At 73.9% G+C, this 12132-nt stretch carries 12 protein-coding genes; 5 read left to right on the forward strand and 7 right to left on the reverse strand.

Going from position 1 to position 12132, the window contains the following annotated elements:
* The first annotated feature begins 33 nt into the window (after window positions 1-33).
* Window positions 34-735, forward strand: a complete 702-nt coding sequence (locus FJR00_RS09790) for a DUF2306 domain-containing protein (RefSeq protein ID WP_141338560.1) — start codon at window positions 34-36, stop codon at window positions 733-735.
* Window positions 736-738: 3 nt separating this feature from the next.
* Here FJR00_RS09790 and FJR00_RS09795 read toward each other — a convergent pair whose 3' ends face one another.
* On the reverse strand, window positions 739-2055 hold the full coding sequence (locus FJR00_RS09795) for an SWIM zinc finger family protein (protein ID WP_141338561.1): 1317 nt from the start codon (window positions 2053-2055) through the stop codon (window positions 739-741).
* Window positions 2052-4664: a hypothetical protein gene (locus FJR00_RS09800; RefSeq protein ID WP_141338562.1), complete on the reverse strand. Its 2613-nt coding sequence runs from the start codon at window positions 4662-4664 to the stop codon at window positions 2052-2054. Before FJR00_RS09800 ends, FJR00_RS09795 begins: the two co-directional genes overlap by 4 nt.
* Before the next feature lie 102 nt (window positions 4665-4766).
* Between FJR00_RS09800 and FJR00_RS09805 the strand changes: the two genes are divergently transcribed.
* Entirely contained in the window at window positions 4767-5150 is a 384-nt protein-coding gene (locus tag FJR00_RS09805) for a VOC family protein (protein WP_141338563.1), read from the forward strand.
* A gap of 273 nt (window positions 5151-5423) precedes the next feature.
* Here FJR00_RS09805 and FJR00_RS09815 read toward each other — a convergent pair whose 3' ends face one another.
* Both FJR00_RS09815 and FJR00_RS09820 read right to left on the reverse strand, forming a co-directional pair.
* Window positions 5424-6467 (reverse strand): HoxN/HupN/NixA family nickel/cobalt transporter, encoded by a 1044-nt coding sequence (locus FJR00_RS09815; RefSeq protein WP_202876636.1) that lies wholly within the window; start codon window positions 6465-6467, stop codon window positions 5424-5426.
* Between the two features lie 124 nt (window positions 6468-6591).
* Window positions 6592-7026 carry a universal stress protein gene (locus tag FJR00_RS09820; RefSeq protein ID WP_141338564.1) on the reverse strand — a complete coding sequence of 145 codons (435 nt, stop codon included), beginning with the start codon at window positions 7024-7026 and terminating at the stop codon, window positions 6592-6594.
* Window positions 7027-7142: 116 nt separating this feature from the next.
* On the opposite strand from FJR00_RS09820, the gene FJR00_RS09825 reads away from it, so the two are divergent.
* Window positions 7143-8825 (forward strand): ABC-F family ATP-binding cassette domain-containing protein, encoded by a 1683-nt coding sequence (locus tag FJR00_RS09825; protein ID WP_141338565.1) that lies wholly within the window; start codon window positions 7143-7145, stop codon window positions 8823-8825.
* A gap of 22 nt (window positions 8826-8847) precedes the next feature.
* Here FJR00_RS09825 and FJR00_RS09830 read toward each other — a convergent pair whose 3' ends face one another.
* From FJR00_RS09830 to FJR00_RS09840, 3 genes are all read right to left on the reverse strand, one after another.
* Window positions 8848-9573, reverse strand: coding sequence for a hypothetical protein (locus FJR00_RS09830; RefSeq protein WP_141338566.1), 726 nt, complete (start codon window positions 9571-9573; stop codon window positions 8848-8850).
* Window positions 9574-9658: 85 nt separating this feature from the next.
* Window positions 9659-10534 (reverse strand): hypothetical protein, encoded by an 876-nt coding sequence (locus FJR00_RS09835; protein WP_141338567.1) that lies wholly within the window; start codon window positions 10532-10534, stop codon window positions 9659-9661.
* 103 nt (window positions 10535-10637) lie between these two features.
* A complete protein-coding gene (locus tag FJR00_RS09840; RefSeq protein WP_141338568.1) occupies window positions 10638-10922 on the reverse strand; it encodes a WhiB family transcriptional regulator in 285 nt (94 codons plus the stop codon).
* Between the two features lie 135 nt (window positions 10923-11057).
* Here FJR00_RS09840 and FJR00_RS09845 point away from each other — a divergent pair, with 135 nt between their 5' ends.
* Window positions 11058-11639, forward strand: coding sequence for a hypothetical protein (locus FJR00_RS09845; protein WP_141338569.1), 582 nt, complete (start codon window positions 11058-11060; stop codon window positions 11637-11639).
* Window positions 11636-12064 carry a DUF1801 domain-containing protein gene (locus FJR00_RS09850; RefSeq protein ID WP_141338570.1) on the forward strand — a complete coding sequence of 143 codons (429 nt, stop codon included), beginning with the start codon at window positions 11636-11638 and terminating at the stop codon, window positions 12062-12064. Before FJR00_RS09845 ends, FJR00_RS09850 begins: the two co-directional genes overlap by 4 nt.
* Window positions 12065-12132 lie beyond the last annotated feature (68 nt).

A 12132-nucleotide genomic window follows, 5' to 3' on the forward strand; every position in this document is an offset into this window, starting at 1 on the left:
GCGGGCCCTCCCACCACTGGTAAGCACGGCAACGTGGAGCGGTCCGGCGGCGGTGGCCGCGGCGATCTCCTGCTGCGGGGAGTCGTCGGGCTGGTCCTGCTCGTCCTGGCCGTGTTCGTGGTGCTGCGGCTCGTCGAGGACGTCCCGCACCTGCTGGCCGGCACCCCGGGCGAGGACCCGTTCGGGCGTCGCTACGTGGCGCACCCGTGGGAGGGCTACCTGCACATCGTGCCGGGAACCGTCTTCCTCGTCCTGGCTCTTCCTCAGCTGTCCGCCCGGGTCCGTCGTCGGCACCTTCGCCTGCACCGACGGATGGGCCGCGTGGCCATCGTGCTGGGTCTGCTCAGTGCGGCGTTCGGGCTGCTGTTCGGGGCCCGGCACGCCTTCGGCGGTGCGCCGCAGACGGCCGCCACGGTGGTCTTCGGGGCGTGGTTCGCCGTCACCCTCCTGCTCGGTCTCCGGGGGGCCCGTGGTCACCGCGTCGTCCAGCACCGACGGTGGATGATCCGTGCCTTCGCGGTCAGCACCGGGGTCGGCACCATCCGGCTCTGGGTCGGCCTGCTGCTGGGCACCGGTCTGACCGACTTCCGGGGCGCTTTCGGGTGGGCCTTCTGGCTGGGCCTGACGATGCACGTCGTGGCGGGCGAGATGTATCTCCGCCACCGGCCCGACGTGCACCGGGTCCGCCACCACGGGAACGGCCGGCGGAGACCGGTGCCGTCACCAGGTGGTTGAGGCTCACTGCATGAGCAGCCTCGTGGCCAGCACGTGCTTGCACGGGCCGCGGCTGCCGGAGTGCCGGGCCCACCACAGGCAGGTGCAGCTGAGAGGTTCGCGCACGACGAAGTGCCGGTGGTCCTCGGACCGGACCGTCCACCCCTGCGCCGTCGGCGCGACCGCGCCCTCGGCCACCAGCGTGCGGGCGGCCCGCAGCCGTGGGTTGTCGGCCTCGACCCGGCTCGTGTCCCACGGCAGCTCGCGGTGGAACCAGCTGTCCTCCAGCAGGTCGAACCCGACCTTGCCCGTCGCGGCCAGGTAGCCGATGCCGGCCTCGACCTCGGCCGATCCCAGCCCGGTCGCCCCGCCCAGCGCCACCCGGTCGATGCGCGGCTCCCACGCGAGGTGCTCCAGCAGCTGCAGGGCGGAGCTCTCCGCGGACGCGGCCAGCAGGGTCGTCAGCAGCCCGCCCTCGCCGGAGAACCCGCGGTAGGGCTCCGGGGAGAGCACGAGGGTCAGGGCCGCCCCGGGCAGGTCGAACACCCATGCGCTGGCCAGGTCGCCGTCCTCCTCCCCGGCGAAGACGCGCAGCCGGGTGGCGAACCGGGCCACCCGCGCGGCGGCGCCCAGCCGTGCGGCCCCGGCGAGGTGGACCGAACCGGAGGTGCGCCGCAGGCTCTGCCGCAGGCCGCCGGGCGACGGCACCAGGTGGTAGGACGGGCCCGGCGTGGCCCGCGGCAACGATGCGAGCCACCGGGCCGCCACGGGCCCGGGCAGCTCGGCCCGCTGGGTCATCCGCGAGGCGAGCACCGGGACCTCGGCGAAGCCGCGGACCCACCGGTGCGGCAGGTCGACCGGGCGTTCGACGGTGGTCCCCTCGGGCGTCGAGACGGTCAGCCCGTCGGTGCCCACGTCCAGGTGGAGCAGGGCCGTGCTCGCGACCCCGGCGAGGGCGGTGCGCAGCGGCTGGTTGACGTCGACGTTGGTCGTCCCGTGGGCGACGTCGCCGCCCTCGATGCCCTCGGGCAGCAGGTCGAGCCGGGCGTGGACGCCGTTGCACACGGAGAACGACTCGAACCGCAGCCGGTCGCCGGAGGCCGTCACGACCGGGTCGGCGCTGGCGGCCGCCACCCGCCTGGCCAGCCCCGCGTCGAAGTAGCGCGTCCCGGCCACGTCCGCCACGGCGAGCAGCGCCGACGCCGTGACGTCGGGGCGGGACACCATCCCCGAGAAGAACCGCGGCTGCTCGACCAGCCCGGCCGGCGTGAGGCCGAGCGCCGTCTCCAGGCCGAGCGAGCCCTCGTCCAGCCGGGAGGCGGCGCGGTAGCCGGTGGTCATGACGCCGCCTCTGTCGCTGCTCCGGCGGTCGCTGCTCCGGCGGTCGCCGACTGCACGAACGCCGCCGCCTCGACCTTCGCCTTCGAGCTGCCCTTCGACGTGGCCAACGCCGACACGGACCCCGGCACGACCACGTCGGGCACGGCCGGGACGTAACGGCGCAGCATCCCCAGCACCTCCGCCAGCCCGGGTGGCTTCTTCGCCAGGCCGCACGCGCCGTCCAGCACCGCGACGGCGGTGGGCCACAGCAGTCTCAGTCCGCCGGCCAGGACGAGCTGCTCCCACGAGTGCGCCAGCCGGGCCAGCCGCAGCTGACCGTCCGCCAGCAGGTGCTGGCAGCAGGTGGTGTGCCCGGCCGGGTCCCACAGGCCGCGCCCCATGAGGGTCAGGGCGGCGTCGACCGCCAGCAGCCGGCAGTCCTCGTCGGCGTGCGAGAGGGTCGCGGTCACCGCGTGGACCACCGCCGGGCCGGGTCGCGGCGAGGCGGCCAGGGCCGGCAGCAGCTTCGGGGGGAAGCGCCCCTTCTGGTCGAAGCTGCGCTGCATTCGTGCCGCCAGCAGGTCCGCCCAGGCCGGCACCACGCCGACGTCGGTCTCGGCACCCACCGACCAGTCGGAGTACTCCATGTGCACCCCGTCCTCGTGCCCGGCCACCAACGACGGGGGTATGCCGCCGAACGCCTCGGCAGGGACCGGCAGGGTGGGCGGGGCGACGTCGAGGGCCCCGTCCCGGTGGCTCACCCGCAGCGGCGGCAGGCCCCCGCCCCGGATCCAGTCGCGCACCAGCTGCGCCGCGTCGACGTGCCGACGCGACCGGGGCGGACGCTGCATACCCCCGGTCTCCTCCTCCGACCAGAGCCCGACCGCCACGCCGTCGAGCTCGGCGGCGCGCCCGGGATCGACCTCCTCCAGCCGTGCGAGGGCGACGAACAGGTCGACGGGGCCGACGAGGTGGCCGCCCGCGGCATACCCGCGCAGGCGCTCGACGAGCGCGGGCAGCTCGAGCGTCCCGTCGGTGCGGGTGGGCGTGCTGACCACGAGGGGGATCTCGCCCAGGCGCCTGGTGGTCTCCGACATGAGCACCTTGTGCAGGGCCTGGGTGGTGCTGCGGCTGGTGACCCCGTAGGAGTCGGGGTCGTAGGGTGCCCGGACGCCGGTGTGGAACCGCGCGGTGGTCTCGCGCAGCCGACGGTGCTCCGCGGGGCCGACCAGGTCCCACGGTTCGGCGCGCAGCGGGGTCAGCCCGGCGGGCACGTCCATCTCGTAGACCCGGTCGCCCAGCCCCCGCGCCCAGGCCACAGCGGCGCGTGCGTCGGCGAACGCCCAGCGCACCGCGCCGTCCCAGAACATCGCCCCGTCGGAGGGGTCCGTCGCCGCGGTCAGCCGGCTCAGGGCGGCCCTCATCGACGCCTCGTGGGGCTCGACCACGGTCACCGGGCGGGGCGGGTCGACCGGGGGAGGGTCGGTCCACAGCTGGGAGGGTGCGGCGTCACCGCCGGGGGCCGGCCCGGGGGGCGGTGCCGGCTCGGCACCGAGCCTGGCCAGCGTCCGGCCGGCCCGTTCGGCCAGCGCACGGTCGGGCAGGTCGGCGGCCACCTGCAGGGCCTGCACCCGGGCCGGCCGGCCCCAGGGCGCGTCCTTGGCCACGAGCGCCCTCAGCAGGGTCGTGCGCTGAGCCTTCTCGGGGCGGGTGAAGACCGTGGTGGCGACCGCGGGGATCTCCTCGTCGCCGGCCGCGGCGATCACCGCAGGCAGCAGCACGGCCGTGACCGGGCCGCGCGCGGTGGCCAGCAGGTGCAGCAGGAGCGGCAGGCGGGCCGCGGCATCGTCGGCCTCGAGCTCCAGGGCCCCGAGGATCCGGGCGAGCGCGCGCTGGCTGTGGTCGCTGTCCTGCCGGGTGAGCGCCTCGAGCACCGAGTCGACGACCCGCTCCCGGTCGAGGACACGCTCGGCGACCAGCTGCGCCAGCGCCAGCTCGAGCTCCTGCCCGGGCACCCGCATGGTCTCGAACCGGGCGAACGCGTCAGGGGTGGCCAGCGCCACCGCGAGGCCCTCAGCCAGGAACGGGGTGTCTCTCATCTCCTCGACGAGAGGGTGCTCCCTGGTGCCGCCGAACATGGCCGACCAGGCGTGCCCGAACGTCGGCTCGTCGGGCAGCTCCGCCACCCCGGCCTGGACGAGCGGGAGACCGAACCTGGCCAGCCACCCCACGCTCCACAGCTCCTCCTTGCCGAAGGTGAGGCGCGACGCCGCGTCGAGGAACGAACGGCAGAAGTCGGCACCGCGCGAGAGGGCGACCTCGACGCCCAGCGCGTCCCAGGGCGCCCGTCCCCATCCCGAGCTCAGCCGACCGAGCTCTCTGGCGGCCCGTGCCGGCGGGAGGAAGGCGAGGGCCAGGATCCGGAGGGCGCCGCGGCCGTCCACGGCCGGGTCCTGCTCCCGCTGGAAGAGGTCCCACCTGTACACCTCGGCCCAGTGGGCATGACGGGACCGGTACCACTCCGCGACGGACCGGTGCACGGCACTGTCCGGGTCGGCCAGGACATAGGGCCGCAGGTTCTCCCACCGGCCGGCGGCCATCACGGCCTCCAGCTCGTCGTGCACGGCCACGGTGCCCCCTCGCGCTCCGGCGCCCCTGCCCCGGGGCCCACTGGCGGAGAGTATGCAGCAGGAGCGGCCCCCTGGGTAGGCCCCGGTCCCTACGATGGCTGTATGTCCACCGACGGCGTGCACGGGCTGGGCTTCCTGGGGGTGCGGATCGAGGACCGGGAACGGTTCAGGGCCGCGGTCGCGCTCCACCGCGACACGCTCGGGCTGGCGGTCGTCCGGGATGAGCCCGACCGGCTGGTCTGGTTCCGCCTGCGCGACGGCACCGAGCTGCACGTCTACGGGCCCGAGGACGTCGACCACGTCGCGTTCGGCGACCGCCCGTGCGTCGGCCTCGTCGTGGACGACGTCGAGGGGACCCGGCACCGGATGGAGGCCGAGGGGGTGGAGTTCCTCTGGGACACCCAGCGGGACGGGGACCGCGTCTGGGCGCACTACCGCGGCCCGGACGGGACCGTCTACGAGCTGATCGGCCCCACTGTCGGGTGATGGGGGTCGTACTCCGCTCTCACCGCGTCCAGGGCACCGAGGACGTCGATGGGCCGTGGTGAAAACCGGCGGGCGCGCTGCTCGGCGACCCACTCGCTGAGGGTGGGAGCGGCGAGGTCGCGGCGCAGCAGCCGAATCACGTGCTCCGAGATCGTGATCCCTGCGACCGGGCCCGCTCGGCCACGGCGGCGTGCAGCTCGTCGGGGACGTTCGTCACCAGCAGGGTGCCCATGTCTCGACGTTAGCCCGACATCGGCCCTTGCGCAGGGGACGTCAAGCCCCTGCCGACGTCTTTCCAGCCGCTCGCCGGGCCACCGTCAGCCACACCAGCGCCACCAGCAGGATTGCGGCCAGGCCCCAGCCCCAGTAGTCGGTCGCCAGCGTCGTCGTCCACGCCAGCGGGTCCGGCCAGCCGCCCCAGGTGGCCAGCGCGCCCGACAGCGACACCAGGCCGACCACCCCGGCGACGACCACGGACACGAGGGTGACGCCGACGTTGTAGCGCCGCAGCCGGTCGGGCTGCTCGGCCGCCCGCCCGTAGGCCAGCCGGGCCACCCACCCCTCGAGCAGGTCGAAGGTCGACATGCCGGCCGCGAAGAGCACCGGCAGCGTCATGACCGCCCACCACGGCAGCTGGGCCACCCCGGCCGAGCCGGCCAGGATGAGCAGGCTGACCTCGGTGGCGGTGTCGAACCCGAGGCCGAAGAGCAGGCCCACGACATACATCTGCCGGGGCGTGCGGATGCGGGTGCCGATCCGGTCCAGCACCCTGGTGACCGGGCCGGCCGGGCCGTGGCCGCCGGAGGCGCGCAGCGAGACGACGTTGACGGCGGCGATGACCAGTAGGAAGATCCCCGCGACCAGCGGGCCCCACACGCTGGTGAACCGGTTCCACGTCGACTCGGCGCTGGTGGCGTCGCGCACGAGCGTGGACAGGCCGGCGGCGACGAGCGCGGCCAGCGCGACGACGACGGTGGAGTGGCCCAGGGAGAACCAGAAGCCCACGTTCGTCGCCGGCCGCCCCTCCGCGACCAGGCGTCGCGTGGTGTTGTCGATCGCCGCGATGTGGTCGGCGTCGAAGGCGTGCCGGGCGCCAAGGGTGAACGCGGTGATGCCGACCGCGACCCCGAAGACCTGCCCCTGCGCGCCGCCCAGCTCGAGCTGTGCCGGCCCGACGAGCAGGAAGAGGCTGCCCCACCCGAGGACGTGCAGCGCGAGGACGGCCAGGGAGGCCAGGACCATGCTGCGACGCTCGGCGGCGCTGAGGGTATGCCGTCGCGCCCCCCGCGGGGAGGCCGCGGCCGTCGTCGTGCTCACCGTCCGATGGTAGGTCGGTCCTGCTGCAACTCAGAGCGGCTTCCGGCTCCTGCGGCGGGTTCCTACCCGCTGCAGGAGCCGGTTTCCGCTGCAGGTCGTGCGGGAAGGAACCTGGGTGCCGGCCTCAGTCGCCGGCGACCTCCGGCGTCCGCACCACGTGCACCGAGCAGCGGGCGTGCCGCACGACGCCCGAGGCGGTCGAGCCGAGCAGGAAGTGCTCCCACCCCGGCTGGGCCGACGGGATGACGATGCAGTCGAACCCCTCGGTCCGGGCCAGCTCGACGATGCTGCGGGCCGGGTGCCCGTTGAGGGTGACGACCTCGACGTCCGTGCCGCCGAACTCGTCGACGATCGCCTGCACCGCCGTCTGCTGGCTCTCCTCGATCGCCGGCTCCAGGGCGAAGACGTCCGCGCCCAGGTAGCGGGGCAGCTCCTCGAGGACGGTGACGACGGTGATGGCGCCGTCCGGGGACCTGAGCGACCTCGCGACCTCCATCGCCCGTCCGGCCTCGTCGCCGTGACCGGGGGCGACCGGCACCAGGATCTTCGAGTACGACATGGTCTCTCCTCTCCTGGGGACCCGTCACGATCGGGAGTGGAGACGACGGGCCGACCCAGACCGTCTACGTCCCATCGTAGTGGGAACCCCTCGTCCGCTGCTGGGAGGATGGGCCGGTGACCGCGACCATCCAGGCCCGGGACGTGGCCGTCGGCCACGGGGCCGCCCTCCTCTTCTCCGGCCTCGACCTCGTCGTCGCCCCGGGCGACGTCGTCGGGCTGGTCGGCCCCAACGGCGCCGGCAAGTCCACGCTGCTGCACGTGCTGGCCGGGCGTCGTGCGCCGGAGGCCGGCACGGTGACCGTGTCGCCCCGGACCGCGCACCTGGGTCTGCTGACCCAGGAGCCCGACGCGCTGCCCGGCGAGACGGTCCGGCAGTCGCTGGCCCGCCGCACCGGGGTCGCCGCCGCCGAGGCGGAGATGGACGCCGCCGCGCAGCGGCTGGCGGAGCGGCCCGAGGACGAGGCGGGCGCGACGGCATACTCCACCGCCCTGGAGGCCTGGCTCGCGCTCGGTGGCGCGGACCTCGACGAGCGGGCCGAGGAGGTCGCCGGGCGGCTGGGCCTGGCGGTCGACCTGGACCGCGAGGTGCGCACCCTCTCCGGCGGGCAGGCGGCGCGGGTGGGGCTGGCGGGGCTGCTGCTGTCGCGCTACGACAGCTACCTGCTCGACGAGCCGACCAACGACCTCGACGCCGCGGGCCTGGACCTGCTGGAGGAGTTCGTGCAGGGGCTGGAGGCGCCCGTCGTGCTCGTCAGCCACGACCGCGCGTTCCTGTCGGCGACGGTGACGACGGTGGTGGAGATCGACCGCAGCCTGCGGCGGGTGGTGGCCTACGGGGGCGGCTACGACGCCTACCTGGAGGAGCGGTCGATCACACGCCGGCACGCACGGGAGGCCTTCGAGGAGTATGCCGCGCGCCGGCGGACCCTGGAGGCGCGCGCCCGGATGCAGCGCGACTGGATGGACAAGGGCGTGCGGGCCGCCAACAAGAAGGCGGCGCGGCGGCAGGAGAAGGACAAGTTCATCCGGGCGCACCAGGTCGCGACCTCCGAGAAGCAGGCGGCCAAGGCCCGCCAGACGCAGCGGATGATCGAGCGCCTGGACGTCGTGGAGGAGCCGCGCAAGGAGTGGCAGCTGCAGTTCTCGATCGCGCAGGCGCCCCGGTCGGGCGACGTCGTGGCGGTCGCGCGGGCGGCGGTGGTGCGCCGGTCGGGGCCGACGGGGGCGTTCACCCTCGGCCCGGTGGACCTGCAGCTCGACCTGGGCGACCGGGTGGCGATCACCGGGCCGAACGGGTCGGGCAAGACGACCCTGCTGGCGCTGCTGCTGGGGCAGGTGGAGCCGGACGAGGGCGCGGTGTCCCTGGGCTCGCGCGTCGTCGTGGGGGAGGTGGACCAGGCGCGGCGGTTGCTGGACGCGGTGGACGTGCCGCTGGCCCGGGTCTTCGCCCTCGAGCTGCCGGAGTGGACCGACGCCGACCGGCGGACGCTGCTGGCCAAGTTCGGCCTCGTCGGCGGGCACGTCGGGCGGCCGGCGTCGACGCTGTCGCCGGGGGAGCGCACGCGGGCGGCCCTCGCGCTGCTGCAGGCGCGCGGGGTCAACCTGCTCGTCCTCGACGAGCCGACGAACCACCTGGACCTGCCGGCGATCGAGCAGCTGGAGCAGGCGTTGGAGTCCTTCGACGGGACGCTGCTGCTGGTCACGCATGACCGGCGGATGCTGGAGACGGTGCGGCTGACCCGCCGGTGGGACGTCGACGGGGGAGCGGTCACCGAGGTGCTGCCGGGGAGTGGGTGAGACGGCAGGTCCTGCACCGGTCTCACTCCCACTCGTCGTCCGGTGGCAGGACCGCGCCGAGGAGCTCGCGTGGGCGGCCAGGGCCACCACCCAGCTGGTAGGTCCGGCCGTCGGCGAGCACGATGATCGGACCGCCACCGTCGAGGGGTTCGCCGGGGTGCTCGGGGTCGGTGTAGTCGACGAGCCACAGGTCGAGGTAGGGGTTGGGGCAGATGGACTCCTCGTCGACGACCATGCTCGACCCCTCGTCCTCGAGGTGGGATCGGGCCCGGGTCACCGCGTCGTTCTGCGTCATCGTCATGTCGCTGATCGCGTGGCGGGGCGGCTGGAAGAGTGCGTCCTCGCGGGCAGCGAGGGAGCGAGCGGGGTCGTCGTCGATGCCCACGGGGCGCTCGACGGGCATCCCGGCCCGCCTCCGCTCCGCCACGTCCGGGAACCAGCCGTCGCCGTCGTCGTCCTCGAGGATGTGGCGACGGACGTCGTCGATGGCGTCACGCCATACGTGCTCGTCGACGTAGGCGACCACCTCGTGCAGGACGCGCAGGCGGACGTCGTCGAACGCGTCGGGCTCGCCCAGCCCGTAGACCTCTGCGATGCGTTGGAGCTGGCCCCATCGCTCGCGCCCCTGGCGGCGGCGCCGCTCACGGGCGTAGCTCACCGTCGCGCTCGCCACCTCCGCCCCCTCCAGGTCGGCGAGGACCATCTCGTCCTCGCTGACCGACCGCTGCCGTCGCCCACCCTTGACCATCCCGACCACCTCTCGTCTGTCGTGCCAGCGTCCCAGGCGGGTCCGACATACCGCCCCCGAACGTCGCCTGCGTCGAGGACGCAGTTCACCCGTTCCTGACTGCCTCGGCGAGTGCGGGGTGCGCGGACAACCGGTCGAGGAGCTCGTCGTGCTGCGACACGGTCAGGTGGGTGCCGAGGAGGGAGTGCCACTCGCTCAGGTCCTCGGCCAGCTCCGTCCGGCTCCGCCCCTGTCGACCTCGCGCCCGCCTCCGCAGGACCGCGTCGACGGCGTCCGCATGCTCGCGCGCGGCCAGCGTCCACAGGTCGGGCACGACGAGGAGGCCGGCCAGCGTGCTCGCCAACGACACCTCCTGCGCACTCACTCGGCCGTCACCTCGCCGCGTCCAGCCCCACCGCCGCTCCCACCGCACCAGGTCCTTGACGGCCTGCTCAACCATGGGGCCTGCGCCCTGGGTGTCCCGGAGCCGCGCCCACATCACCGCCACGGCGTCGGAGACGACGAAACGGGCTGCCTCCATCGGGTCCTCCGAGCGGAAGTAGTCGTACTCCTTCGTCTCGCACGCGAGGTCGACCAGCACCCTGACCGCACGGACGGCAGTGTGCACGTCGTCGCCGGAGAGTGCGCTGATGCTGTCCTGCGCAAGCGCGCGGAAGGTCGTCCGCCAGCGCGTCCTCTCCTGCCGGGACACCCTGCGATCGCCGGCCAGGTAGGCCCCTGAGCGAGCCAGGGCGGCGAACTCCGTCACGCGGGCCAGCACCTGTCCTGCATCGGGTGGCTGCTGGTGGGCCGAGGCCCGCGCCTTCTTGGCCTCGGGCTCGAGGAGGTCCTCGATGCGTTCGCGGACCGGTGCTGAGCCGCGCCAGTAGAGCGTCCAGAGCACCTTCACCAGGTCCGCACGGTCGAACCCGGCCACCTTGGCGTGGAACTCGTCGCGGGAGAACCGTCGTCCTGGCGTCATGCCGCGGACGATACTGCCCCCCTGCCGCTGACCCGAGCGGCACCATTCACACGCGTCTCCCGTCGCTCGCGATCGACGTCGAACGTGTGGCGAAGTGGACGCGTCAGGCCGTGCGGGGCCGGGCGCTGCGGCGGTAGACCTCTTCCCGCTCCTCCTCGGTCATCCCGCCCCAGACCCCGTAGGGCTCGTGGACCGCCAGCGCGTGCTCGCGGCACTCGCGCAGGACGGGGCACTGCTCGCAGATGGCCTTGGCACGGGCCTCCCGCCGGCGGCGCGACGGGCCGCGCTCGCCCTCCGGGTGGAAGAAGATGTCGGGGTTGGTGGTGCGGCACAGTCCCTGGAACTGCCACTCCCACAGGGCGGCCACAGGCTCGGGCTGGTCGGACATGACAGACCTCCTCGGTCTGGGTGGTCGTCCACCATGGCACCGAACTGTCCGCCGGCATCACCTCCCTAGGGGTGAGACCGGTGCGGCGCTGCTCGACGGGCTGCCCCGCAGCGGCTGGGACGGCAGACTGGTCCCATGGCAACGAGCAGCTTCTGGTCGGGCACGGTGCCTGGCGGTGCGCCGTCGGCGGAGCAGGACGCCTCACTCGCCGGGATGGCCGCGGCCGCGAACCTCGTCCACAAGACGGTCGAGGCACTGGCCCGCGGCGACGAGGACAGGGCCCGCCGGCTGGCCGCACAGGCGGCGGCGCGTCCCTTCGACGAGCACGAGGAGATCTGGCCGGGCCCGTGGGCGGCGCACTACGCCCTCTTCGAGCGGGTCACGGACCTGGTCGAGGACTGGCCGGAGGGCGACCACGCCTGGGTCGGCGCGCTGGCAGACCTCATGGGACGGGTGTCCGGACGTCAGCTCGACGAGCTGCGTCACCTGGCGGCCGTCCTCGACCAGGACGCCCGCCTATTGAGCGTCGACGACGATGAGGCACGACGGCTCCGCAGACTCGCCGGCGACGCGGATCCGCTGGCGGAGCCCAGCATCGGTGTCCCCGAGGACGAGCGGGCCGAATACGTGCTCGACCTCTCCCGGCTCGTGCTCCTGGTGCGGACGCGGCTGGAGGACCTTCTGCTCGACGACGTCACAGAGGAGGGAGGATCGTGACGACCCCGAAGAATGACGACGCCGGCCCCAGGCTGCTCTCGGGCGGCAACCCGCAGATCCCCAAGGGGGAGGGCGACGGGCCGGTGCAGGCATACATCGCCGCCATGCCCGGCTGGAAGAGCGACGTCGGCCGGCGGCTGGATGCCCTGGTCACGAGCACCCTCCCCGACGTGCGCAAGGCGGTGAAGTGGAACCAGCCGTTCTACGGCGCCCACGAGGACCGCTGGTTCCTGTCGTTCCGCTGCTACACGAAGTACGTGCAGGTGCAGTTCTGGCAGGGCACCTCGCTCGACCCGGCGCCGCCGAAGGCCTCCAAGCACGACGAGGTGCGCTACCTCGACATCCACGAGGACGACGAGCTCGACGAGGACCAGCTGCGGTCGTGGATCGAGCAGGCGGGCAGGCTGCCAGGCGCCAAGGTGTGAGCAACCACCGCATACCCGTTGGGACGGAGTCCTGACCTACGCCGCACTCTGTCTGGTGCCGGACGCGG

The organism is Ornithinimicrobium kibberense (genome assembly GCF_006519705.1).
Taxonomy (GTDB): Bacteria; Actinomycetota; Actinomycetes; order Actinomycetales; family Dermatophilaceae; genus Ornithinicoccus; species Ornithinicoccus kibberensis.

Coding starts and splice junctions, on each gene's coding strand:
- FJR00_RS09835 (WP_141338567.1), bottom strand. CDS start 10,534: ATGACGCCAGGACGACGGTTCTCCCGCGACGAGTTCCACGCCAAGGTG.
- FJR00_RS09845 (WP_141338569.1), top strand. CDS start 11,058: ATGGCAACGAGCAGCTTCTGGTCGGGCACGGTGCCTGGCGGTGCGCCG.
- FJR00_RS09830 (WP_141338566.1), bottom strand. CDS start 9,573: ATGGTCAAGGGTGGGCGACGGCAGCGGTCGGTCAGCGAGGACGAGATG.
- FJR00_RS09820 (WP_141338564.1), bottom strand. CDS start 7,026: ATGTCGTACTCGAAGATCCTGGTGCCGGTCGCCCCCGGTCACGGCGAC.
- FJR00_RS09840 (WP_141338568.1), bottom strand. CDS start 10,922: ATGTCCGACCAGCCCGAGCCTGTGGCCGCCCTGTGGGAGTGGCAGTTC.
- FJR00_RS09795 (WP_141338561.1), bottom strand. CDS start 2,055: ATGACCACCGGCTACCGCGCCGCCTCCCGGCTGGACGAGGGCTCGCTC.
- FJR00_RS09805 (WP_141338563.1), top strand. CDS start 4,767: ATGTCCACCGACGGCGTGCACGGGCTGGGCTTCCTGGGGGTGCGGATC.